At 74.1% G+C, this 22706-nt stretch carries 16 protein-coding genes; 5 read left to right on the top strand and 11 right to left on the bottom strand.

The annotated features are described in order from the left end of the window. Positions 1-6 precede the first annotated feature (6 nt). The 8 genes from ftsW to rsmH all read right to left on the bottom strand — a co-directional run bounded on the left by ftsW (position 7) and on the right by rsmH (position 10816). Positions 7-1335 (bottom strand): putative lipid II flippase FtsW, encoded by a 1329-nt coding sequence (gene ftsW, locus OG899_RS20030; protein ID WP_240955917.1) that lies wholly within the window; start codon positions 1333-1335, stop codon positions 7-9. Between the two features lie 252 nt (positions 1336-1587). Further along, the gene (gene murD / locus OG899_RS20025; protein WP_189427550.1) at positions 1588-3018 is read right to left on the bottom strand and encodes a UDP-N-acetylmuramoyl-L-alanine--D-glutamate ligase; all 1431 of its coding nucleotides are present in this window, start codon (positions 3016-3018) and stop codon (positions 1588-1590) included. After that, positions 3000-4070, bottom strand: a complete 1071-nt coding sequence (gene mraY / locus OG899_RS20020; RefSeq protein WP_125497807.1) for a phospho-N-acetylmuramoyl-pentapeptide-transferase — start codon at positions 4068-4070, stop codon at positions 3000-3002. The genes murD and mraY overlap by 19 nt, the downstream gene beginning before the upstream one ends. After that, positions 4067-5482, bottom strand: a complete 1416-nt coding sequence (gene murF / locus OG899_RS20015; protein WP_125497808.1) for a UDP-N-acetylmuramoyl-tripeptide--D-alanyl-D-alanine ligase — start codon at positions 5480-5482, stop codon at positions 4067-4069. The genes mraY and murF overlap by 4 nt, the downstream gene beginning before the upstream one ends. Before the next feature lie 28 nt (positions 5483-5510). Continuing rightward, the gene (locus OG899_RS20010) at positions 5511-7031 is read right to left on the bottom strand and encodes a UDP-N-acetylmuramoyl-L-alanyl-D-glutamate--2,6-diaminopimelate ligase (protein ID WP_125497809.1); all 1521 of its coding nucleotides are present in this window, start codon (positions 7029-7031) and stop codon (positions 5511-5513) included. 227 nt (positions 7032-7258) lie between these two features. Beyond that, positions 7259-9214: a penicillin-binding protein 2 gene (locus OG899_RS20005; protein ID WP_308293337.1), complete on the bottom strand. Its 1956-nt coding sequence runs from the start codon at positions 9212-9214 to the stop codon at positions 7259-7261. 5 nt (positions 9215-9219) lie between these two features. After that, a complete protein-coding gene (locus OG899_RS20000) occupies positions 9220-9846 on the bottom strand; it encodes a septum formation initiator family protein (RefSeq protein WP_168132195.1) in 627 nt (208 codons plus the stop codon). Positions 9847-9859: 13 nt separating this feature from the next. After that, the gene (rsmH, locus tag OG899_RS19995; RefSeq protein ID WP_125498040.1) at positions 9860-10816 is read right to left on the bottom strand and encodes a 16S rRNA (cytosine(1402)-N(4))-methyltransferase RsmH; all 957 of its coding nucleotides are present in this window, start codon (positions 10814-10816) and stop codon (positions 9860-9862) included. A 677-nt stretch (positions 10817-11493) separates the two neighbouring features. On the opposite strand from rsmH, the gene OG899_RS19990 reads away from it, so the two are divergent. The 3 genes from OG899_RS19990 (at position 11494) to OG899_RS19980 (ending at position 16440) form a co-directional block, all read left to right on the top strand. Further along, positions 11494-12528 (top strand): MoxR family ATPase, encoded by a 1035-nt coding sequence (locus tag OG899_RS19990; protein ID WP_125498041.1) that lies wholly within the window; start codon positions 11494-11496, stop codon positions 12526-12528. Further along, the gene (locus OG899_RS19985; protein WP_125498042.1) at positions 12528-13967 is read left to right on the top strand and encodes a DUF58 domain-containing protein; all 1440 of its coding nucleotides are present in this window, start codon (positions 12528-12530) and stop codon (positions 13965-13967) included. Before OG899_RS19990 ends, OG899_RS19985 begins: the two co-directional genes overlap by 1 nt. Before the next feature lie 79 nt (positions 13968-14046). Further along, on the top strand, positions 14047-16440 hold the full coding sequence (locus OG899_RS19980) for a DUF3488 and transglutaminase-like domain-containing protein (RefSeq protein WP_168132193.1): 2394 nt from the start codon (positions 14047-14049) through the stop codon (positions 16438-16440). Positions 16441-16820: 380 nt separating this feature from the next. Here OG899_RS19980 and OG899_RS19975 read toward each other — a convergent pair whose 3' ends face one another. Continuing rightward, complete coding sequence (locus OG899_RS19975; protein WP_125498044.1) at positions 16821-17210, bottom strand: DUF3040 domain-containing protein; 390 nt, start codon at positions 17208-17210, stop codon at positions 16821-16823. 270 nt (positions 17211-17480) lie between these two features. After that, positions 17481-18308: a methyltransferase gene (locus OG899_RS19970; RefSeq protein ID WP_168132192.1), complete on the bottom strand. Its 828-nt coding sequence runs from the start codon at positions 18306-18308 to the stop codon at positions 17481-17483. Between the two features lie 333 nt (positions 18309-18641). On the opposite strand from OG899_RS19970, the gene OG899_RS19965 reads away from it, so the two are divergent. Next, the gene (locus tag OG899_RS19965) at positions 18642-19271 is read left to right on the top strand and encodes a TetR/AcrR family transcriptional regulator (protein ID WP_125498045.1); all 630 of its coding nucleotides are present in this window, start codon (positions 18642-18644) and stop codon (positions 19269-19271) included. A 748-nt stretch (positions 19272-20019) separates the two neighbouring features. Next, complete coding sequence (locus OG899_RS19960) at positions 20020-21516, top strand: NAD(P)/FAD-dependent oxidoreductase (protein ID WP_125498046.1); 1497 nt, start codon at positions 20020-20022, stop codon at positions 21514-21516. A 192-nt stretch (positions 21517-21708) separates the two neighbouring features. Here OG899_RS19960 and OG899_RS19955 read toward each other — a convergent pair whose 3' ends face one another. Beyond that, entirely contained in the window at positions 21709-22692 is a 984-nt protein-coding gene (locus OG899_RS19955) for a hypothetical protein (RefSeq protein ID WP_125498047.1), read from the bottom strand. Positions 22693-22706: the final 14 nt, after the last annotated feature.

The following is a 22706-nucleotide window of genomic DNA, read 5'->3' as shown; positions in this document are numbered from 1 at the left end:
CGAAATTCACCGCTCTCCGGACGGACGCGCCGCCGAGGCACGCCGTCGCATCGTGTTCCATCTCCGAGGCCCCTGGCCGGACCCCTGACCCGTTCCCCGGCCGGAGCTTCCGCCGGAGGCCCGTGCGGAGGCCCGGCCCGGTGTCCGGCCGGAGCCGCGCCCGGGCTTCCGGCCGGTCGTGCGTCCGGCCGCGGAGCCTGACGTGCGCTTTCTACCAAAGCGCGGCTGCCGCATGGCAAGCGCTGCCCGCGCAGCGGGCTCGTCCCGCGCGAAGGCGATCAGCAGCCCGATGGCGAACATGGTCGGCAGCAGGGCGGATCCTCCGTAGGAGAACAGCGGGAGCGGAACGCCGGCGATCGGCAGCAGACCGAGCACCGCACCGATGTTGATCACCGCCTGGACGGTGATCCACGTGGTCACGCCTCCCGCGGCGTACCTGACGAAGGGGTCCTCCGTGCGTCCGGCCACGCGGATGCCCGCATAGCCTAGAGCCGCGAACAGGGCGAGCACCGACAGCGTCCCCGCGAGGCCCAGTTCCTCACCGGTGATCGCGAAGATGAAGTCGGTGTGGGCCTCGGGCAGTTGCCCCCATTTTTCCACACTGGCGCCGAGCCCTGAGCCGAACAGTCCGCCGGAGGCGAGGGCGTAGATGCCGTGCACCGCCTGCCAGCACTTGGTGACGTCGTCGGAGCCGACGCAGGCGAACCGGTCCAGCCGGTTGGGGCTGGTCTTGATGAGCACCAGGCCGATCAGGGAGGCGATTGAGAGCACGCCCACGAACAGGCGCGTGGGCGCGCCCGCCAGCCACAGCAGCCCGAAGAGGATGCCGGTGAGGATGATCGCGGTGCCCATGTCGCCGCCCAGCATGATCAGTCCGAGCAGCATGAAGGCGACCGGGACCAGCGGCACCAGCATGTGCTTCCACTGCGTCAGCAGCCGCTTCTCCTGCTTGCGGGCGATCAGGTCGGCGCCCCACAGCACCAGGGCCAGCTTGCCGATCTCGCTGGGCTGGATCTGGAAGGAGCCGCCCAGCGAGATCCAGTTCTGGTTGCCGTTGACCGACACTCCTATCCCCGGGACCTGCACCAGCGCCATCAAGAACACCGCGCCCGCCAGGATCGGGTAGGCCAGCGCCCGGTGCAGCTTCACCGGCATCCGGGCGGCCACCAGCAGCAGCACGGTGCCGATGGCGGCGGCGAGCAGCTGCTTGCGGAAGAAGTACGACCCGGGCAGCGCCTTCTGCAGCGCGGTGACCTGGGAGGCGGAGTACACCATCACCAGGCCGAGCACCAGGATCAGCGCACTGCCGCCGGCCAGCACGTAGTAGGCGGTCAGCGGCCGGTCCCAGGCCTTGCGGGCCCGGGTGACGAGGGTGCGCACGGGGTTGTCGCGCACCACCCGGGCCACGGCGGGCCGCCGGGCGGCGCGCTGCACGGGCGGACGGCCGGTGCGGCCTGCGGAGCTAGCGGCCACATGCGCCTCCGCGGTCCGTCGGCCGCACCGGTGCAGTGCCCCGGCGGACAGGGGCTCGGCTGGCGGGTCCCACGCGTCCCTCCCAAGGTCGCCCGGCAGCGGGGGCGGCCGGGGTCAGCGGGCGGCGAGTTCGCGAACGGCAGCCGCGAACGCGTCACCGCGCTGGTTGTAGTTGACGAACATGTCCATGGAGGCGCAGGCCGGGGCGAGGAGCACGGTGTCCCCCGCGCGGGCCAGCCGCTTCGCCTCCTGGACGGCCTGGAGCATCGCCCCAGTGTCGGTCCGGTCGAGGTCGACGACGGGTACTTCCGGCGCGTGTCGCGCCAGGGCGTCCCGGATCAGACCGCGATCGGCACCGATCAGCACCACGCCGCGCAGCCGTCCGGCCGCGCCGGCGACCAGTTCGTCGAAGGTCGCGCCCTTCGCCAGCCCCCCTGCGATCCATACGATCGACTCGTACGACGCCAACGAGGCCTGTGCCGCGTGGGTGTTGGTGGCCTTGGAGTCGTCGACGTAGGCGACGCCGTCGAGGTCGGCGACGTGCGCGATGCGGTGCGCGTCGGGCGTGAAGGCCCGCAGCCCCTCGCGCACGGCCGCGGCGGGCACGCCGTAGGCCCGGGCGAGGGCCGCCGCGGCAAGGGCGTTGGCGATGTTGTGCGGGGCCGGCGGCCGGATGTCCGCCACCTCGGCCAGCTCCTGGGCGTTCTTCTGCCGGTTCGGCACGAAGGCGCGGTCGACCAGGATGCCGTCCACGACGCCGAGTTGGGAGGGCGCCGGGGTGCCCAGCGTGAAGCCGATCGCCCAGCAGCCCTCCTCCACGTCGGCCTCGCGGACCAGGTCCTCGGTGGCCTTGTCCGCCGCGTTGTAGACGCAGGCGATCCGGTTGCCCTCGTAGATACGGCCCTTGTCGGCCGCGTAGGCCTCCATGGAGCCGTGCCAGTCCAGGTGGTCCGGTGCGAGGTTGAGGACCGCGGCCGAGTGCGCCCGCAGCGACGGCGCCCAGTGCAGCTGGTAGCTGGACAGTTCGACGGCGAGGACGTCGTAGGTCTCCTCGCCGAGGACGGCGTCCAGCAGCGAGACGCCGATGTTGCCGACGGCGGCCGTGCGCAGGCCCGCCGCCTTCAGGATGGAGGCGAGCATCTGCACCGTGGTGGTCTTGCCGTTGGTGCCGGTGACCGCGAGCCACGGGGCGGGCGTGCGGCCGCCGTGATCGCGCAGCCGCCAGGCGAGTTCCACGTCGCCCCAGACGGGGACGTCCGCCTTCTCGGCGGCGCGGAACAGCGCCTTGTCCGGCTTCCAGCCGGGGGCGGTGACGATCAGCTCGGTGCCGTCGGGCAGGGAGTCCCCGTCGCCGAGGCGGACGGCGATCCCCAGGGCCTGGAGCTTTTCGGCCTGCGCCCGGGCGCGCTCGTCGTCGCCGTCGTTGACGACGGTGACCCGCGCGCCCAGGCCGTGCAGGACCTTGGCCGCCGGGACCCCGGAGACGCCGAGCCCGGCGACGGTGACGTTCTTTCCCTGCCAGTCGGTCACTTGTCCGCTGCCCATCCCGCGTAGAAGATGCCGAGCCCGACGATGACACAGATGCCCTGGATGATCCAGAAACGGACCACCACGAGCACTTCGGACCAGCCCTTGAGTTCGAAGTGGTGCTGCAGGGGCGCCATCCGGAAGACACGCTTGCCGGTCAGGCGGAAGGAGCCGACCTGGATGATCACCGACATGGTGATGAGGACGAACAGGCCGCCCAGCAGCGCGAGCAGCAGCTCGGTGCGGGAGCAGATGGCCAGGCCCGCCAGCACACCGCCGAGCGCGAGCGAACCGGTGTCACCCATGAAGATCTTCGCCGGCGAGGTGTTCCACCACAGGAAGCCGAGGCAGGCACCCATGAGCGCGGAGGACACGATCGCGAGGTCGAGCGGGTCGCGCACCTCGTAGCAGGCGCCCGGGTTGGTCAGCGTCATGGCGTTGGCGCAGGACTCCTGGTACTGCCAGACGCCGATGAAGGTGTAGGCGCCGAAGACCAGGACGGAGGCGCCGGTGGCCAGGCCGTCCAGACCGTCGGTGAGGTTCACGCCGTTCGACATGGCCAGGATCATGAACAGCGCCCAGACCACGAACAGCACCGGGCCGATCGACCACCCGAAGTCGGTGATGAACGACAGCTTGGTGGAGGCGGGCGTGTTGCCCCGGTTGTCGGCGAACTGCAGCGACAGCACCGCGAAGGCGATGCCGACGATCAGCTGGCCGGCCATCTTCGCCTTGGCCCGCAGACCCAGCGAACGACGCTTGACGATCTTGATGTAGTCGTCCAGGAAGCCGACCATGCCCATGCCGACCATGAGGCCGAGCACCAGCAGACCCGAGAAGCGCGGGGGCTGCCCGGTGATCACCTTGGCCAGGAAGTAGGCGGCGACCGTGGCCAGGATGAAGGCGATGCCGCCCATGGTCGGCGTACCGCGCTTGCTGGCGTGCTCGCGCGGTCCGTCGTCGCGGATGTACTGGCCGTAGCCCTTGCGGGCCAGGAGTTTGATCAGCAAGGGGGTGCCGATCAGGGTCAGAAAGAGCCCGATGACGCCCGCGAAGAGAATCTGGTTCATCGGGCGGCGACCTCACCCTCGGTCCCGGCCTGCAGCAGCGCCTCGGCGACGCTCTCCAGACCGACCGCACGGGACGCCTTCACGAGCACCACGTCCCCCGGGCGCAACTCGCTGCGCAACAGGTCGACCGCCGCCTGTGCGTCGGACACGTGCACCGACTCCTCACCCCACGAACCCTCGTTGTATGCGCCCAGTTGCAGCCAGGACGCTTCCCTGCCCCCGACCGCGACGAGCTTGCTGACGTTGAGCCGGACGGCCAGCCGTCCGACCGCGTCGTGCTCGGCGAGCGCCTCGTCCCCCAGCTCGGCCATCGGGCCGAGCACCGCCCACGTCCGCCGTCCGCGGCCCATGGCCACCAGCGCGCGCAGCGCGGCCCGCATGGACTCGGGGTTGGCGTTGTAGGCGTCGTTGACGATGGTCACGCCGTCCGGGCGCTCGACGACCTCCATGCGCCACCGGGAGAGGGACTCCGCCTCGGAGAGCGCGGTGGCGATCTCTTCCGCGGACATGCCCAGCTCATGGGCGACGGCGGCCGCGGCGAGCGCGTTCGACACGTGGTGCTCACCGTACAGGCGCATGGTCACATCGGATGCACCGGAGGGTGTGTGAAGCCGGAAAACGGGCTGCCCGCTGTCCGTGAGTCTCACGTTCTCGGCGCGAACGTCCGCTTCGTCGGACTCTCCGAAATAGAGCACCTTCGCCTTCGTACGGGAGGCCATGGCCTTCACCAGCGGGTCGTCGGCGTTGAGCACCGCGACGCCGCCGTCCTCGGCGGCGGGCAGGCTCTCCACCAGCTCGCCCTTGGCCCGGGCGATCTGCTCGCGGCCGCCGAACTCGCCGACGTGGGCGCTGCCCACGTTGAGCACCACGCCGATGCGCGGCGGGGTCAGCCCGGTGAGGTAGCGGATGTGCCCGAGGCCGCGGGCACCCATCTCCAGCACGAGGAACCGGGTCTCCTCGGTGGCGCTCAGGGCGGTCAGCGGCAGCCCGATCTCGTTGTTGAGCGAGCCGGGCGTGAACACGGTCGGTGCCGTGCGCCGCAGCACCTGGGCGATGAGGTCCTTGGTGCTGGTCTTGCCGGCGGAGCCGGTCAGTCCCACCAGCGTCGCGCCGAGCCGGGCGACGACATGGCGGGCGAGGGCGCCGAGGGCGGCCTGGACGTCGTCGACGACGATCGCGGGCACACCGACGGGACGGGACGCCAGTACGGCGACGGCGCCCGCCTCGATCACGGCGGCGGCGAAGTCGTGGCCGTCGACGCGTTCGCCGACGAAGGCGACGAACAGACTGCCGGGCACCGCCTCGCGGGAGTCCCGGACGACGGGTCCGGTGACCTTCACGGACGGATCCGGTATGTCGTGCGTCTGCCCGCCGACGACATCTGCGATCTCGGCGAGGGAGAGGGCGATCACAAGTTCTTCCCCTGGGTCTTCCGGATTTTCATCCCTGGGTGTTCTGGATTGCTTCGCGAAGCACCTGGCGGTCGTCGAAGGGACGGACCACGCCGGCGATGTCCTGGCCCTGTTCGTGGCCCTTGCCCGCGACCAGCACGGTGTCGCCGGGGTGCGCACGGCCCACGGCGGCGGCGATCGCGGCGGCACGGTCCTCGAACAGGAGCACCTCCCCGCGCTCGTGCGCGGGCACCGTGGCGGCGCCCTGGAGCATGGCCGCGAGGATCGCGAGCGGGTCCTCGGAGCGGGGGTTGTCGGAGGTCAGTACGGCGGTGTCGGCGAGGCGGGCCGCGGCGGCGCCCATGGGGCCGCGCTTGGTCCGGTCGCGGTCGCCGCCGCAGCCGAGCACCACGTGCAGCCGGCCCTTGGTGACCTTGCGCAGGGCCTTGAGCACGGACTCCACGGCGTCGGTCTTGTGCGCGTAGTCCACGACGGCGAGGTAGGGCTGTCCGGCGTCGACCCGTTCCAGCCGGCCGGGGACGCCGGGCACCGCCGCGACGCCGTCGGCGGCCGTCTGCGGGTCCAGGCCCGCGGCGGCCAGGGCCACGACGGCGGCGAGGGTGTTGGCCACGTTGAACGGGCCCGGCAGCGGCGAGCGCGCCGCGATCCGCTGCCCCTCGGGGCCGAGCACGGTGAAAGTGGACTCCAGCGGGCCGACCTCCACGTCCTGGGCGCGCCAGTCGGCGTCCGGGTGGCCCTCCGCCGAGTAGGTGACGACGGGGACCGTGGCCTGCCGGGCGAGCCGCCGGCCGTACTCGTCGTCGAGGTTGATCACGCCCAGACGGCTGCGCCGCGGTGTGAACAGCTGCGCCTTGGCCTGGAAGTAGTCCTCCATGCCGGAGTGGAACTCCATGTGCTCCGGGCTGAGGTTGGTGAAGACCGCGACGTCGAAGACGCAGCCGTCGACCCGGCCGAGCACCAGGGCGTGGCTGGAGACCTCCATGGCGACCGCCTCGACCCCGCGCTCGCGCATCACGGCGAACAGGGCCTGCAGGTCGGTGGCCTCGGGGGTGGTGCGCTCGGACTTGATGCGCTCGTCGCCGACGCGCATCTCCACGGTGCCGATCAGGCCGGTGCGCCGGACCGTCTTCAGGCCGCCCTCGACGAGGTAGGCGGTGGTGGTCTTGCCGGAGGTGCCGGTGATGCCGATCTGCAGCAGATCGCGGCCGGGCCGGCCGTAGACGGTGGCGGCCAGCTCGCCCATGCGGGCGCGCGGGTCGTCCACCACCAGCACGGGCAGGCCGGTGGCGGCGGCGCGTTCGGCGCCGGCCGGGTCGGTGAGCACGGCGGCCGCGCCGAGGCCCGCCGCCTGGGTGACGAAGTCGGCGCCGTGCGCGCGGGCTCCGGGCAGGGCGGCGTACAGGTCGCCGGGGCGTACGGCGCGCGAGTCGTGGGTGATGCCCGTGACCTCGGCGGCGCCGTCCGGCGGCTCGACACCCAGCTGACCGGCGAGGTCCGCCAGCGAGGTGGCGGCGACCTGAGCCGGCCGGGGCGGTCCCGGATACGTCACGGAATCGCCTGTCCGGGTGGTTCGGGTCTGATCAGCGTGTGGCACGGCGGTGAGCGTACCGGGCGCGGCGGCCTGCGGGCGAAGCGAGGGCCGGGGCGCGGAATGGTTCCCGGGATCGGGGGTGATCGTGGTCACGGACTCGTTCCTGGTGGTTCTGTGCGAGGGGTGCCGGGCACCGGGGGACGGTGGGCGGTGCGGGCCGCAGGGTCGCGACCCGCACCATGTGCTCATGGCTTGAAGTCGACGGGCAGGTTCGCGGGCCGGGTGCCGGTCGGCGGCACCTGGAGCGTCTTCAACGCGAACTCCATGACCTTCTTGTAGATCGGTCCGCAGATCTGACCGCCGAAGTAGCTGCCCTTGGTGGCGTTCTGGATGGCGCAGTAGACAGTGACGCGGGGCTTGTCGGCCGGGGCGAAGCCGGCGAAGGACGAGGTGTAGCCGCGGTAGCGGCCGGTGGCCGGATCCACTCGGTTGGCCGTGCCGGTCTTGCCCGCGACGCGGTAGCCGGGGATGCGTGCCTTCAAGCCGGTGCCCTGCTCGTCGTCCACGACGGACTCCAGCATCTGGGCCAGCTCGGTGGCGGTCTTCTCGCTCACGACCCGGGTCTTCTCGGGCTTCGGAGCGGGCTCGAAACGGCCGTCGGGACCCTTGATGCCGCGCACCAGGGTCGGCTGGATCCTTACCCCTCCGTTGGCGATCGTCGAGTAGATGGACGCCGCCTGCAGCGCGTTGATCGAGAAGCCCTGGCCGAAGGGGATCGTGTACTGCTGCGAGGTGGACCACTTCTCGGGCGGCGCCAGGATGCCCTTGGTCTCGCCGGGGAAGTCGATGCCGGTGTACTCGCCGATCCCGAACTTGCGCAGGTAGGAGTAGAGGACCCGGTTGGCCTCGGCCTGGGTCCTGCCGAGCTGCCCGGTGGCCAGGATCGTGCCGATGTTGCTGGACTTGGCGAGCACCCCGTTGAGGGTGAGGTACCAGGTGTCGTGGTCGACGTCGTCCTGGAAGAGCCGGTCGCCCCGGTGCAGCCGGTTGGGCACCACGACGTGGGTGAGCGGGGTGGCCTTGTGCTCCTCCAGCACCGCGGCCATGGACATGAGCTTGGCGGTGGAGCCGGGCTCGTAGGCGTCCTGGACGGCGGCGTTGCCGAGGGCGTTCGGGTCGGCGTGGGCGAGGTCGTTGGGGTCGAAGCCCGGGGACTGGGCCATGGCGAGGATCTCGCCGGTGCGCGTGTCCTGGACGATCACATAGCCGCGGTCCGCCTGCGAGGCGCGCACCTGCTCGGTGATGGCGTTCTGCGCGGCCCACTGGATGTCGCGGTCGATGGTCAGCTCGACGTCCGAGCCGGGCACCGCGGGTGTCTCGGTGGAGCCCGCGGTGGGGACCTCACGGCCGCCGGACTGGGCGTAGCGGACCTTGCCGGGCTTGCCGGACAGCTCCTTGTTCCACTGCTGCTCGATGCCGCCGCCGCCCTTTCCGGAGGCGTCGACCCAGCCCAGCACCGCGGCGGCGAGGTCGCCGGCCGGGTAGACGCGTTTGCTGCTCGGCTCGGAGAAGACGCCGGCGAGGACGTTGACGGTCGTGCGGTCGGTCTGCGCCTTCTTCGCCAGGGTGGTCTTCAGGTCCTTGATCTGCTTCCACACCTGCGGGGTCTGCCGGGCGGCCAGCAGCACGTACCGGGTGTTCGGGGTGCGCAGCTTGTCGGCGAGCGCCTCCTGGTCCAGGCCGAGGATCGGGGCGAGCAGCGCGGCGGCCTGCTCCGGCCCGTCGTCGATCTTCAGCTGCTCGCGCGTGAACATGGTCGGGTCGGCCGTGATGTTCTCCGCGTCGACGCTGGCGGCCAGGGTGACGCCGTTGCGGTCGGTGATGACGCCGCGCTCGGCGGCGATGGTGTGCACCACGTAGCGGTTCGCGTCGGCCTTGGCGGCGTACGCGCTGGCGTCGATGGCCTGCACCTGCAGCAGTCGCACCGCGAAGACGGCCATGACCAGCGTCAGCGCCACGCCGACCATGCGCAGCCGCGGGCGGGGGCTGCCCAGGTGCAGCACCCGCACGGGCGGCGGACGCCAGGTGGAGCTGGGGCGGCGGGCCGGGCGGGAGCCGGTGCGGGGACGCGGGCGGCTCGCCGGCCGGGCGGGCCGGGCGGGCCCGGGCACGCGGCGGCGCGGCGGTTGCCTGTCGGTCACGTGGCTCACCTGCCGGGGGTCGTGGTCGGGACGGGCTGGGGCGGAGCGGACGGGGCGGAGTGCGGCCCGGGGACGTCGGGGGTGTCCGGGCCGGGCGGGCCGGCCGGATCGGCCTGGTCGGAGGGCGTCAGCTCCGCCACGCCCTGCAGCTCCGGCACCGCTCCCGGGTCCGAGGTGCCGGACGTGCCGGTGTCCGTCCAGGACGGCGGGGCCGTGAGCGCCTCGGGCGGGCGCACCGACAGCGGCACGCCGTCGGCCGAGGACTGCCGGGCGGCGGGCGAGGGGACGCCCTTGACGGTGCCGTCGGGGTCGAGGAACGCCGGGTCGCCGCCGGGCACCATGCCCAGCTCGCGGGCGCGGCGCTCCAGGGCGTCGGGGGCGGAGTAGGAGTCGATGTCCCGCTGCAGGGCCTGTTCCTCGTCGGTGAGGTTCTTGGTGTCCCGCTGCAGGTCGTCGCGCTGGAACGCGCCCGCGCTGAGCGCCGAGTTCAGCACCAGCAGCCCGATCAGGCCGCCGCCGAGGAGCAGCACCACGAGGAGGACGAAGGGCGTGCGGGCGGCCTGCCGGCGCCCGGCCGGGAACATCCGTGCCAGCCGGGCGGCCCGGCCGCGCAGTTCGGGTCTTCTGCTCACCGCTCCCCCTGTCTCACTCGACGTCCTCCCTGATGCGCTCGGCCCCGCGCAGGCGTGCCGGTGCGGCGCGCCGGTTCTCGGCGATCTCCTCCTCGGTGGGAAGTTCGGCACCGCGGGTGAGCAGCTTGAGCCGGGGCTGATAGCGCTCGGGGACGACGGGCAGCCCGGGCGGCGCGGTGGAGGCGGCACCGGCCGCGAACACCTGTTTGACCAGGCGGTCTTCGAGCGAGTGGTACGACAGGACGGCGATCCGGCCGCCGACGTCGAGCGCCTTCACCGCGGCCGGAATGGCCCGTTCGAGCACGGCGAGTTCGCCGTTGACCTCGATGCGCAGGGCCTGGAAGGTGCGCTTGGCCGGGTTGCCCCCGGTGCGCTTGGCGGCCTGGGGCAGCGCGTCGCGGATCAGCTGCACCAGGCGGGCGCTGGTGGTGAACGGCTCCTTCTCGCGCTCGCGGACGATCGCGGCCACGATCCGCTTGGCCTGCTTCTCCTCGCCGTAGGCCCGCAGGATGCGCACCAGTTCGCCGGGCGGATAGGTGTTGAGGACCTCGGCGGCGCTGATGCCGGTGGACTGGTCCATGCGCATGTCCAGGGGGGCGTCCTGGGCGTAGGCGAAGCCGCGGTCGGCCTCGTCGAGCTGCATGGAGGACACGCCGAGGTCGAACAGGACGCCCTGGACGCGCGGGACGCCGAGGCGCCGCAGCACCTCGGGCAGCTCGTCGTAGACGGCGTGCACCAGGGTCGCCCGCTCGCCGAAGGGGGCCAGCCGCTCGCCGGCCAGACGCAGCGCCTCCTTGTCGCGGTCGAGACCGATCAGGCGGACCTCGGGGAAGCGGGTGAGCAGTCCCTCGCTGTGGCCGCCCAGGCCCAGGGTGCAGTCGACGACCACCGCGTCGGGCCGCTGCAGGGCGGGCGCCAGCAGGTCCAGACACCGCTGGAGCATCACGGGGACGTGTCGGCTGTTGCTCAAGAGGCCCTCTCAGGTCCGGCGTCCCGCACGCACCGCCCGGTCCCCGGGCCGCTCACGGACGTCGAGGACCTGCCGGCGCCCCGAAGCGTCAGCCGGCCGGAGCGGGTGGAGGCCGAGCCGTACGTACGCGCCGCGCACGTGGGGAGACCGCTGCCGCATGTGCGGGGTCTCCGGGTCAAGCGATCAGCAGGGAGGGCCGCGCCTCCCGCTTCGCGTCACTTTAGTCCACCGTGTCGCCCGGTCAATCAACCGGCCTGCGCGTCGTCCGGGCGGGTGTCCTGCGACCCGGACGGCGCAACGGATGCACCCGGACGGGCGGGTCCGCGCCGGGCGGGACACCGGTGGGCCGGGCGGAGCCGCGCCGGGCAGGACGCCGGTGAGGGCCGCAGCGCGCGGCCCGCCGATGCCATCACACACCGCCCGCCGATGCCATCGCACGCCGGCCCGCCGATGCCATCAGCAGACCGTCATAAGACCCGATGGACGACGGCCAGTTGTCCACAGGCGAGTGACACGCGTCCGCGGCGGCGGCAAGAATGCGGGATGTGACGTCGCGCGGAACTTCTCCGAGGCGGCGTCCGTGTTCGGGGTGGGCCGGCGACGCAGCGGAACCGGCCCGGGAGACTGGGGAGACCCCTGCTCGCCTGCGGGCGTGGGGACGGGCCGAGGAGGGCCGGGTGACGACCTATGACGACGGAGCCGATCTCACCGATCTGACCGCCACCGTGGAACGGGTGCGCAGATCGGTGGAGAAAGTGATCGAGGGCAAGCCCGAGGCCGTGCGGCTGGCGCTGACCGTGCTGCTCGCCGAGGGCCACCTGCTGATCGAGGACGTCCCCGGGGTGGGCAAGACGATGCTCGCCAAGGCGCTGGCGCGGTCCGTCGACTGCTCGGTGCGGCGCATCCAGTTCACGCCCGACCTGCTGCCCTCGGACATCACCGGGGTGTCCGTCTGGGACCAGCAGCGCCGGGACTTCGAGTTCAAGCCCGGCGCCGTCTTCGCACAGATCGTGATCGGCGACGAGATCAACCGCGCCTCGCCGAAGACCCAGTCCGCACTGCTGGAGTCGATGGAGGAGCGGCAGGTCACCATCGACGGCCAGACCTACGAACTACCCAGCCCCTTCATGGTGGTGGCCACGCAGAACCCGGTGGAGATGGAGGGCACCTATCCGCTGCCCGAGGCCCAGCGGGACCGGTTCATGGCCCGGGTGTCCATCGGCTACCCGCATCCGGAGGCCGAGCTGCGGATGCTGGACGTGCACGGCGGGGTCAGCCCGCTGGACGACCTCGAGCCCGTCGCGCACGCGCACGAGGTGGTCAAGCTGATCGAGGCGGTGCGCGGCGTGCACGTCGCCGAACCGGTGCGCAGATACGCGGTGGACCTGGTCGGCGCCACCCGCACCCACCCGGACCTCAGACTCGGCGCCTCGCCGCGCGCGACGCTGCATCTGCTGCGTGCGGCGAAGGCGGCCGCGGCCCTCGGCGGCCGGGACTACGCCCTGCCGGACGACGTGCAGGCCCTGGCCGTCCCGGTCCTGGCCCACCGGCTGCTGCCCACCGCACAGGCCCAGCTGAACCGGCGCACCGCGGAACAGGTCGTGCAGGAGATCGTCCGGCAGACCCCGGTGCCCGCGGCGCCGCAGCAGGCCGGCGGGCTCGGGTCGGGCGGCCGGATGGCGCAGTCCGGCCGGCGGTCGCGGGGTCTGTGATGAGCGACGCGGAGGCCGCACGCACGGGCGGTGACGAGCAGGGCGGCGTCCGCGTCGCCCTGGCCGGCCTGACCACCCGTGGCCGCTCGTTCCTGGCAGCGGGCATCGCGGCCGCCGTGTGCGCCTACGTCCTCGGCCAGCCCGATCTGCTGCGGGTCGGGCTGCTGCTGGCGGTGCTGCCGTTGCTGTGCGCCACGGTGCTGTACCGCACCCGCTACCGGGTCTCCGGCAGCCGCCGGCTCACCCCGGCCCGGGTGCCGGCCGGCGCCGAGGCCCGGGTGCATCTGCGGATGGACAACGTCTCCCGGCTGCCCACCGGTCTGCTGCTGCTCCAGGACCGGGTGCCGTACGTGCTCGGGCCCCGGCCGCGGTTCGTGCTGGACCGGATCGAGCCGGGGGGCCGCCGCGAGGTGTCCTACCGGGTCCGCTCGGATCTGCGCGGCCGGTATCCGCTGGGCCCGCTGCAGCTGCGCCTGTCCGACCCGTTCGGGATGTGCGAGCTGACCCGCTCGTTCTCCGCGTCCGACACGCTCACCGTGACCCCGCGGGTGGAGCCGCTGCCGCCGGTGCGGCTGGCCGGCGAGGCCACCGGGTACGGCGACGGCCGGCAGCGCGCCCCGGCGCTCGCCGGCGAGGACGACGTGATCCCGCGCGGCTACCGCTACGGCGACGATCTGCGCCGGGTGCACTGGCGTTCCACCGCCCGGCACGGCGAGCTGATGGTGCGCCGTGAGGAGCAGCCGCACCGGGCCCGCTGCACGGTCCTGCTGGACACCCGGGCCCGCGCCTATCGCGGGTCCGGCCCGGACTCGGCCTTCGAGTGGGCCGTCTCGGGCGCGGCCTCCGTCATGGTGCACATGCTGCAGCGGGGCTACTCGGTGCGGCTGCTGACCGACACTGGCAGCACGGTGCCGGGCGAGGGCGGCGACGGGTTCACGGCGACCGGGACGGGCCAGGAGTCGGCGGACGCGGCCGGGCTGATGATGGACACCCTCGCCGTGATCGACCACTCCGACGGTGCGGGCCTGTCGCGCGCCTACGACGTGCTGCGCGGGGGAGACGAGGGGCTGCTCGTGGCGTTTCTCGGCGATCTGGACGAGGCGCAGGCCGCGGTGGCCGCCCGGATGCGCCGGCGCAGCGGCGGCGCGGTCGCGTTCGTCCTGGACAGCGAGGTCTGGCAGCCCCGGCCCGGTGCGTCGGGACCGGTGGAGGGGCTGCAGGAGCGGCTGGGGATGCTGCGGGACGCGGGCTGGACGGTGGTGAGCGTGCCGCGCGGGGCCGCGCTGTCCGAGGTGTGGCGGCAGGCGGACCGGGAACGGACCGGGACCGGGTCCGGTCCGCTCCCGGCGGGCGGCGCGGGTGCCGGGGCGCACGGCGGCACGCTCCCCGGCACGCACCCGGTGGCCGGCGCGGCGGCCCAGGAGAGGAAGCGGCCATGAGCCGGACGGTGGACGCACCGGCCCTCCCCGCCCGCCCGGTGGGCCGGACGGGCGGTGCGGATGTGCGTGGGGGGCGGTCATGAGCGGACGGACACGTCTGGCGCTGTGCGCGTGGACGGCCACGCTGCTGACGGCGTGCGCGCTGCTGCCGCTGGTGTCCCCTGCGACCTGGATCGTGCAGGTCGCTGCGCTGCTGGCGGTGCAGTCGGCGGTGGGTGCGGCGGCCCGGCGGGTGCCGCTGGCCCGGCCGCTGACCGTGGCGGCCCAGGTGGTGGTCACCCTGGAGCTGCTGATCCTGGTGTTCGCCCGGCAGCAGGCACCGGCCGGGCTGGTGCCGGGCCCGGAGGCCTTCCGGCACCTGGCCGACCTGGTGCGCCAGGGCGCACAGGACGTCGGCCGGTACACCACCCCGGCGCCGCTGACGGACGGCATCCGGCTGCTGCTGGTCGCCGGGGTGCTGCTGATCGGGCTGATCGTGGACGCCCTCGCGGTGACCCTGCGCAGCGCGGCCACCGCGGGTCTGCCCCTGCTGGCCCTGTACTCGGTGGCGGCGGGGCTGGCCGACGGGGGCGCCGGCCGGCTGTGGTTCCTGCTCGCGGCGGCCGGGTATCTGATGCTGCTCCTGGCCGAGGGCCGCGACCGGCTGTCGCAGTGGGGCCGGGTGTTCACCGGGGCGGTCAGGTCGCCGCGCGGCGAGCGCGGCTCCGCGGTGGCGCCGGTGCGCACGGGGCGCCGGATCGGCGTGGTCGCGCTGGGCGTGGCCCTGGTGGTGCCGCTGGCCCTGCCGGAAATGCGGCACGGCCTGCTGGACCCCTCCCGCACCGGCGCCGGTCCCGGGGACGGCGGCACGATCTCCGCGGTCAATCCGCTGGTCTCGCTGCGCGACAGCCTGAACGTCGACGAGGACCGCACGGTGCTCACCCTGCGCACCGACGCCCGGGACACCTCGGACCTGTATGTGCGGATCGTGTCGCTGGACGACTTCGACGGCACCACCTGGAAGCCGTCCCGGCGGCACATCGTCGACGTGCCCGACCCGCTGCCCACGCCCGCCGGACTGTCCGCCGACGTCCCGCGGGCGGAGATCACCACGACGATCTCGGCGGCGGACTGGTACGCCCAGAACTGGCTGCCGATGCCCTACCCGCCGAGCGGTGTGCACATCCGCGGCAGCTGGCGCTACGAACCGGTGGGCATGACGCTGGTGGGCGACCACGGCCAGACCACACGCGGGCTGACGTACCAGGTCAGGAGCCTGCAGGTGCTGCCGACGACCGAGCAGCTGGCCACCGCCCCCGACCCGGCACCGGCGCTGGTGCACGAGTACACCGAGGTGCCCAGGACGCTGCCGGCCGATGTGGCGGCCACGGCGCGCCGGGTCACCGAGGGCGCCGCGAACCATTACGAGCAGGCGGTGGCGCTGCAGAACTGGTTCGCCCTCGACGGCGGCTTCCAGTACGACACCCAGGTGGAGGTGGGCACCGGTCCGCAGGCGATTACCCGGTTCCTGCGGGACAAGCGGGGCTTCTGCGTCCACTTCTCCTTCGCGATGGCCGCGATGGCCCGCACCCTGGGCATCCCCGCCCGGGTGGCGGTGGGGTTCGCCCCGGGCACGGTGCAGGGCGACGGCACGATCGCTGTGGGCCTGAAGGACGCGCACGCCTGGCCCGAGCTGTACTTCGAGGGCGTGGGCTGGACCCGTTTCGAGCCGACGCCGACCCGCGGCACCACCCCGTCGTACACCCGGTCGGAGGAGCCCGGCGCCGCGCTGCCGGATCCGGCGGTGCCCTCCGCGCAGGCGAGCACCGCGCCGAGCGCGGCACCTTCGGCGACCACCGGCTGCCCGCCCGAGCTGCGGCGGCTTCAGGAGTGCCCGACGCCGTCCGCGCAGTCCGTGGCGGGTCCCTCCGACGACGGCCCGCGGCCGTTCACGATCGCCGCGGGGGCCGTGGCGGCGCTGCTCGTCCTGCTGCTGCCGCTGTCGCCGTCGCTGTGGCGCAGGCGGATGCGGTCCGTCCGGCTCGGTGCGCACGGCCGCGGGGAGCGGGACGCGGTGCCGCACACCCTGGCCGTGTGGCAGGAACTCACCGACACGGCCTGGGACTTCGGTATCCGGCCGGAGGAGTCGCAGACGCCGCGGCAGACGGCGGCGCGGCTGGTGCGCCTGGGCCGGCTGGATCCGGAGGCCGCCGCGTCGGTGCACCGGGTCGCCGGAGCCGTGGAGCAGGCGCTGTACGCGCCGCGGCCGCGCCCGGTGGCGGGGCTGGCCGCGGACGTCCGCCGGGTCACCGAGGGTCTGCGCGCCACCGCGTCCCGGCGCACGCGGTTGCGGGCCCTGCTGGCACCCCGGTCGGCCTCCCGGCTGGCCTGGGCGTTCGCCGAGCGGTGGGCGGCGGCGAGGTCCCGCGCGGCAGCGCTCCGCCCGGTCCTGCGCAGGCCGTCCGCGCACGGACCGTCACGGCAGGAGGGCTGAGCGTCTCCGCAGGCAGACCGCACCACAGCCGCAGGGGCCTGCTGCCCGGCCGCGACCGCTCGGCCGTGACGGCTCGCCCGGCCGGAATGGCCCGGTCGTGCATCGCTCGCCCGGACCGCCGGCCGCGACCGCTCGGCCGGCCTCGCTCGGCCGCGACCGCTCTCCCGGAGCGCTCGGCCGTGGCCGCCGGAGGCTCCCTCCCGGACCCAGAATCCCTGCCGGACGCACAGCGAGGGGCCGACCACGCTGATCGCGGTGGTCGGCCCCTCGGTACGTCGTCCGGGCGCGGCGCGGGTCCGGCGGCTCAGGGCCTTGCGTGCGGTGCGCACCGCCCTCGCGGCCCCGCGCTTCCGCCGCCCCGGACGCCGATCCCCGGCAGCTCAGTGCCCCTGCTCGTCGCGGCGGCGCTGCCAGCGCTCCTCGATGCGGTCCATCATGGACCGCTTGGGCCGGGCAGGACGGCGCCCGTGCGGGCCGCCGACGGGGTGCTCCCCCGGCTTGGGCGCCTTGCGCCAGCCGGTGACGGCCAGCAGTGCGCAGGCCAGCATCACCAGGAAGCCCACCACGCTGACCCAGTAGTACGGGACGATGACGCCCGCCATCAGGAGCGCGACGCCGACGAGGAATCCCGCGACGGCCTGGTAGACCCGCCGCCGGGTGTACGTGCGCAGCCCGGCTCCCTCGAGCGCCGACGCGAATTTGGGATCTTCGGCGTACAACGCTCGCTCCATCTGCTCGAGCATGCGCTGCTCGTGCTCCGAGAGCGGCACGGAGTCCTCCTCATCGTGCAGTCGCCGGGGCGACCCGGGGGGTCTTCCAGGATAGGCAGGGAATCGCCCCCGTGAAACCCGCCCCTCTGCGCCAATTGGCCAACCTGGTCCACCACGGCGGACCCGGCCCGCTGAGGTGTCCATTCCCCGGCCGCGGACCCGTCATGCCGGACGGTCTCCTTCGATCATACGGTCCGAAAAGCCGCTTCGGGGGGCCTGTGGCGCACTCCATCCCGGGCCGTCGGGCCCTCCGCGGAGGGCCCGTCCGGCTCAGGCGTCGGCGGTGCCGCCCGCCGTCTCGCCGAGCACGTGGATCTGCGTGGCCACGGAGTGGAAGGCGGGCAGCTCGGCCGCGGCCGCCTCCAGCTTCAGCAGGGCGTCCAGGGCACCGGGTTCGGTGTCGACGAGCACACCGGGCACCAGGTCCGCGAAGACCCGTACACCGTGCACGGCCCGCACGGTCAGCCCGGCGCCCTCGGCGAGCCCGGTGAGCTGCTCGGCGGTGAAGCGGCGCGGCACGGGATCGCCCTCGCCCCAGCGCCCCTCGGCATCCTCGAGGGCGTGCCGGGCCTCGGTGAAGCGGCCGGCCAGGGCCCGGGCGAGCACCGCGCCGCCCAGACCGGCGGCGAGCAGGCTGAGCACGCCCTCGGGCCGCAGGGCGGCGACGGCGTTGCGCAGGCCCTCGGCGGGGTCGTCGACGTATTCCAGGACCCCGTGGCAGAGCACCGCGTCGAAACCGCCGCGCTCGATCACGTCGAACAGCCCGTGGGCGTCGCCCTGCACTCCGTGCACGCGGTCGGCCAGACCGGCCTCGGCGGCGCGGCGCTCCAGGGCGAACAGGGCGTTGGGGCTGGGGTCGACCACGGTGACCCGGTGGCCGAGGCGGGCGACGGGCACGGCGAACCTGCCGCTGCCGCCGCCGGTGTCCAGGACGTCCAGCGACTCCCGGCCCGTGGCCTTGGCCTTGCGGTCCAGGGCGTCCTGCAGGACCTCCCAGACCACGGCGGTCCGCAGCGAGGCGTGCGACCGGGAGCCGGAGCGCGGCGACTCCGTTCCGGGGTGCGGGCGGGAGACGGGTGGGCGCAGCGGGTCGGACACGGCTGTTGACTCCTCGAGGCGGCGCCGCCTGCGGCACGGCGGGGCGTTCGGTCTGTCCTCCGCCGGCCGCGACAGGGCAGGCGGGAGGCTGTCAGGCGCCCTCCACCCTATTGCCTCCGCCGCCCGCGCCGCCCGCCGCCGGCCCGCGTCCGGCATGCCGCCCGTGTGCGTCGTCCCGTGACGGACGGCGTGCCGTTGGCACCCCTCGTGCGGTATGGCGCCACAACCCCTTCCGGCCTGCGTCCCCTTCCGTCTCTCTTCCGTGCGGACGCGGGAGGCGCAGAAGCCGACCGTGGTGCGGGCCGGCCGTTCACGCCTGTGAGAATCGACGCCATGGACAGCAGCAGCGCCACGCGGGGCAGTCGCGGCCGCCGCGAGGCCACCCGGCAGAAACTCTTCGACGCCGCCGTCACGCTCATCGCCGAGCAGGGGTACTCCGCCACCACCGTGGACGAGATCGCCGAGCGGGCCGGGGTCGCCAAGGGCACGGTGTACTACAACTTCGCCAGCAAGGCGGTTCTCTTCGAGGAGCTGCTGCGGCACGGCGTGGGCCTGCTGACCGCCTCCCTGCGCCAGGCGGCCGAGTCCGCGGTGCGTACGAGCGGCCGCCGGGTCGACGCGCTGGACGCGATGGTCCGGGCCGGGCTGGAGTACATCGACCGGTATCCGGCCTTCACGCAGCTGTACGTGGCCGAGCTGTGGCGCACCAACCGTGCCTGGCAGTCCACGCTCCTGGTGGTCCGGCAGGAGGCGGTCGCGGTCGTGGAGGGGGTGCTGCGCGACGGCGTGGCGCGGGGCGAGTTCAGCGCGGAGATCGACGTGCCGCTGACCGCCGCCGCCCTGGTCGGCATGGTGCTGGTGGCCGCCATGGACTGGAAGTCCTTCCAGTCCGAGCGGTCCCTGGACGAGGTCCATGCGGCGCTGTCCCGGCTGCTGCAGGGCCGGGTGAGCGGCGTCTCCTGAGCACGCCGCCGGGGGACTCATGAGCACACCGCCGGGGGGACTCATGAGCACACCGCCGGGGGGACTCCTGAGCACGCCGCCGGGCGACTGCCCGGCCGTGGGGTCGGGCCCGGCGGACCCGGCAGGTTTCCGGCGGACCGGCAGCCTTCCGCGGGTCCCGGCCGACCCGCCCGGCCCGACCGAACCGGCCGGCCCGCCCTGCGGGTCGTGAAGCCGTGCCACCGCAGGGCCGGCCGTGGGGACGCCGTGTGTCTCCGGTGCCACGCGAAGGGCCGGTGCGCCGCGGCATCTCCCCCTCCGCCGCCGCGCACCGGCCGCTCGGTGCTCCCCGTTCCCGGGGTGCTCCCCCCGTGTCACCCGGGTGCCCCCGCGGGGCTCGCCCGTCGGGCGGGTCCCGCCTCCCCCGTCGGGGCCCGCCCGGTCGCTCCCCCGGTGCTTCGCGGTGGCTCCCCCCGCCGGCGCCCGGCGAAAGGAGCGGTCCGGGGCCGCGCCGTTCCGCCGCCCCGTGTCGGCGGTGCCGGCGCCCTGCCCCTTTCCGTGCCTCCACTGTCCCCGTCGCGCGGGCCCGTGCCCATCCGCGCGCATACTCATCTGCCCGGCTAGGTACACCTACTCAGCCGTGCGCCCCCGCACCCGGGTACCACGGCCCAGGGCCCGGCCGGACCGCACCCCGGGCAGGCGTCGCCGGTGCTGGTCGTCGAACGCCCCGGAGCGGGCGTCTTCGCCGATGGTCGTTAAAGTCGCGGACATGGCACGGACTGCGGTGATCGGCGCCGGAATGGGCGCGATGGCGGCCGCTGCCCGGCTGGCCGTCGCGGGCCACCGGGTGACGGTGTACGAACGCACGGAGACGTACGGCGGTGCGCTGCGCGGCGTCGAGCGGGACGGCTTCCGCTTCGACACCGGTCCCGCGGTGCTGCCGCTGCCCGCGGTCTACCGCGACCTGTTCGTCAAGACCGGCAAGCGGCAGCTGGAGGACTGCGTCGACCTGGTCCAGGTGGACCCTGCGGCCCGGCACGTCTTCGCGGACGGCACCGAGGTGACGCTGCCCAACGCCTCCCGCGCCGGGGTCGTCGCCGCCCTGGACGAGGCGCTGGGTGCGGGGGCCGGGCAGCGCTGGGGCGACTTCCTGGTCCGGGCCCGCGAGACCTGGGACCGCTGCCGCCGGCCGCTGCTGGAGGAGCCGCTGTGGCCCAACTGGCAGGTGCTGGCCGAGCGGGAGCCGTATCCGGCGGTGCCGCGCAAGCGTCTGCTGCGCACCCGGCGGGCCGGCACCCTGGCGGAGATCGGCGCCCTGGAGCTGCGGGATCCACGGCTGGCGGCCCTCCTGGACAGCCATGCGCTCACCTGCGGCCTCGATCCGCGGACCGCTCCGGCCGGCGCGGCCGTGCTGCCGTACATGGAGCACGCCTTCGGCCTGTGGTACGTCCGCGGCGGGCTGCGGGAGCTGGCGCGGGCGGTGTACGAGCGGTGCCTGGAGCGCCGGGTGGAGTTCGTCCTCGGTGCCGAGGTGACGCGGATCGCCGCCGCGGACGGCACGGTCACCGGCCTGGAGTTCGCCGACGGCACGGTTGCCGACGCCGAGTTCGTGGTCGCCGGGGTTCCGCCGCAGACCCTGGACGGGCTGCTGGGGGGCCTGCCGGTGCGTGAGGGCGGGGTGCCGCCGCAGCGGGGGCTGCCCAGCCGTCTGACGGTGCTGATGGCGCTGCGCGGCGGCCGCCCGGAGGGGACCGTGCACCGCACGGTGGTGCACTCCGCGGACCGCGCGGCGGAACTGGAGGCGCTGTTCGGCCCGGAGCCGCACACCCCCGCGCAGCCGACGGTCACGGTCACCCGGCCCGACGACCCGGCGCTGGTCCCGGACACGGAGCACGAGGCGGTGACGCTGACCGCCACGGTTCCGGCGGGCACGGCCGGCGGTGATGCCGAGGCGCACGCCGAGCGCATGATCACCGTCGCCGAGCGGGCCGTGCCCGGGCTGCGGGACCGGCTGCTGTGGCACGAGATCCGCACCCCCCAGGACGTCGCCGAGGCCACGGGCGCGCCGGGCGGTGCCGTTCCCGCGCCGACGCTGCCGGCGGTGGACGGGCGGCTGCTGCACCCGGCCAACTCCACCGCCGTGGAAGGGCTGTTCACGGTGGGCGGCTGGTCGCACCCGGGCGGCGGGCTGCCGCACGCCGGGATGTCGGGGGCGCTGGTGGCCGGGCTGATCGTGGAGGGGCCGGAGTTCCGCGGCTCCCAGTGACCCCGCCCGGCGGCTCCCGGTGACCCCGGCCGCCACGGCCCGGGACCTGCCGCAGGGCCGTGCGGCGAAAGGGGCGGCGCGCCAAGAATCCGTACGCCGGAAGGCGGGCGCCCCCGGGTCCGTACGCCGGAGGCGGGCGCCCCCGGGTCCGTACGCCGGAGGCGGGCGCCCCCGCAGGTCAGGAGCGGTGGGTCAGTAGCGGTACTGCTCGTCGTAGCCCGCGCCGTGCTGCGCCTGGCCGCCGTGGGTGCCCGGGTACGGGTACGGCTGCTCCGGCGGGACCTGGTCGCCGTAGGACTCGTCGGTGCGCTGCTGCGGCACCCACACACCGCCGGCCGGGGTCTCGCCCGCGTGACCGCCGTGGGCGTAGGGGTCCTGCGCGGCGTAGGACGGCTGCTGCTGGCCGTAGCCGGGGTCGTAGGAGGTGCCGCCGTAGGCGGCGGCGCCGGGGTAGGGCTCGGTGTAGCCGGTGTAGTCCTGCGGGCCGGTGGTGCCGTAGCCGTGGGCGGCGCCGTCGTAGCCGGAGTAGTCGTAGCCGTAGGACTGCTCGGTGTGGGCGGTGCCGGCGTACGGGGCCTGGGTCTGGTCCGTCGTGGAGTACCCGGAGTCGTAGACGCCGTAGTGCCCGGTGTCGTCGGGCAGGGGCTGCGGCTGGTAGACCGCGGTGGACTCGGCGGCCGTCTGCGCGGCCGTACGGTCGACGGGGGTGAAGACGTCGTCGCGGTCGTCGTCGTCCTCGAACCCGTAGTCCGGGGCCGGGGCGGGGATGTGGGGCTGCTCCCGGGTGTCCTCGTGGCCGGCGACGGTGTCGGCGACGCCGACGGTGTCGCCTGCGTCATCGGCGGGCGCGGCCGGCTCCGGGGCGGCGGCCGCACGGTCGCCGCGGGCACGGCGGCGCTTGGGCCGTTCACCGCCCGTGCCGGGGTGCCGGACCGCCCAGCCGGCCGTGAAGCCGCGGCGGAAGGACAGCGTGACGAAGGTCTGGCCGACCGCGAAGGCGACGGCGCCCAGCGCGATCACGATCACCGACGGCAGCAGCACGCCCAGCACCACGCAGAGGAAACCGGCGAAGGCCAGCAGCCGCCACCGCAGCCGTGCCTTGTACTGCAGCAGCACCTCGCCGAGCAGCCACAGTGCGACGACGCCGAACGCGATGTAGAGGACCGCCCAGCCCATGTACGCCCCTCTCC

Source organism: Streptomyces thermoviolaceus, from assembly GCF_045209695.1.
Lineage (GTDB): Bacteria > Actinomycetota > Actinomycetes > Streptomycetales > Streptomycetaceae > Streptomyces > Streptomyces thermoviolaceus.
Note: the sequence above shows the minus strand (reverse complement) of the source record. Positions and strands in the feature narration are given on the sequence as shown.

What these genes read in the sequence shown, in the direction of transcription:
- murD (WP_189427550.1), bottom strand. Translation starts at nt 3,018, where the DNA reads ATGGGCAGCGGACAAGTGACCGACTGGCAGGGAAAGAACGTCACCGTC.
- mraY (WP_125497807.1), bottom strand. Translation starts at nt 4,070, where the DNA reads ATGAACCAGATTCTCTTCGCGGGCGTCATCGGGCTCTTTCTGACCCTG.
- OG899_RS19985 (WP_125498042.1), top strand. Translation starts at nt 12,528, where the DNA reads ATGAGCGACGCGGAGGCCGCACGCACGGGCGGTGACGAGCAGGGCGGC.
- OG899_RS19980 (WP_168132193.1), top strand. Translation starts at nt 14,047, where the DNA reads ATGAGCGGACGGACACGTCTGGCGCTGTGCGCGTGGACGGCCACGCTG.
- OG899_RS19965 (WP_125498045.1), top strand. Translation starts at nt 18,642, where the DNA reads ATGGACAGCAGCAGCGCCACGCGGGGCAGTCGCGGCCGCCGCGAGGCC.
- OG899_RS19960 (WP_125498046.1), top strand. Translation starts at nt 20,020, where the DNA reads ATGGCACGGACTGCGGTGATCGGCGCCGGAATGGGCGCGATGGCGGCC.
- OG899_RS19955 (WP_125498047.1), bottom strand. Translation starts at nt 22,692, where the DNA reads ATGGGCTGGGCGGTCCTCTACATCGCGTTCGGCGTCGTCGCACTGTGG.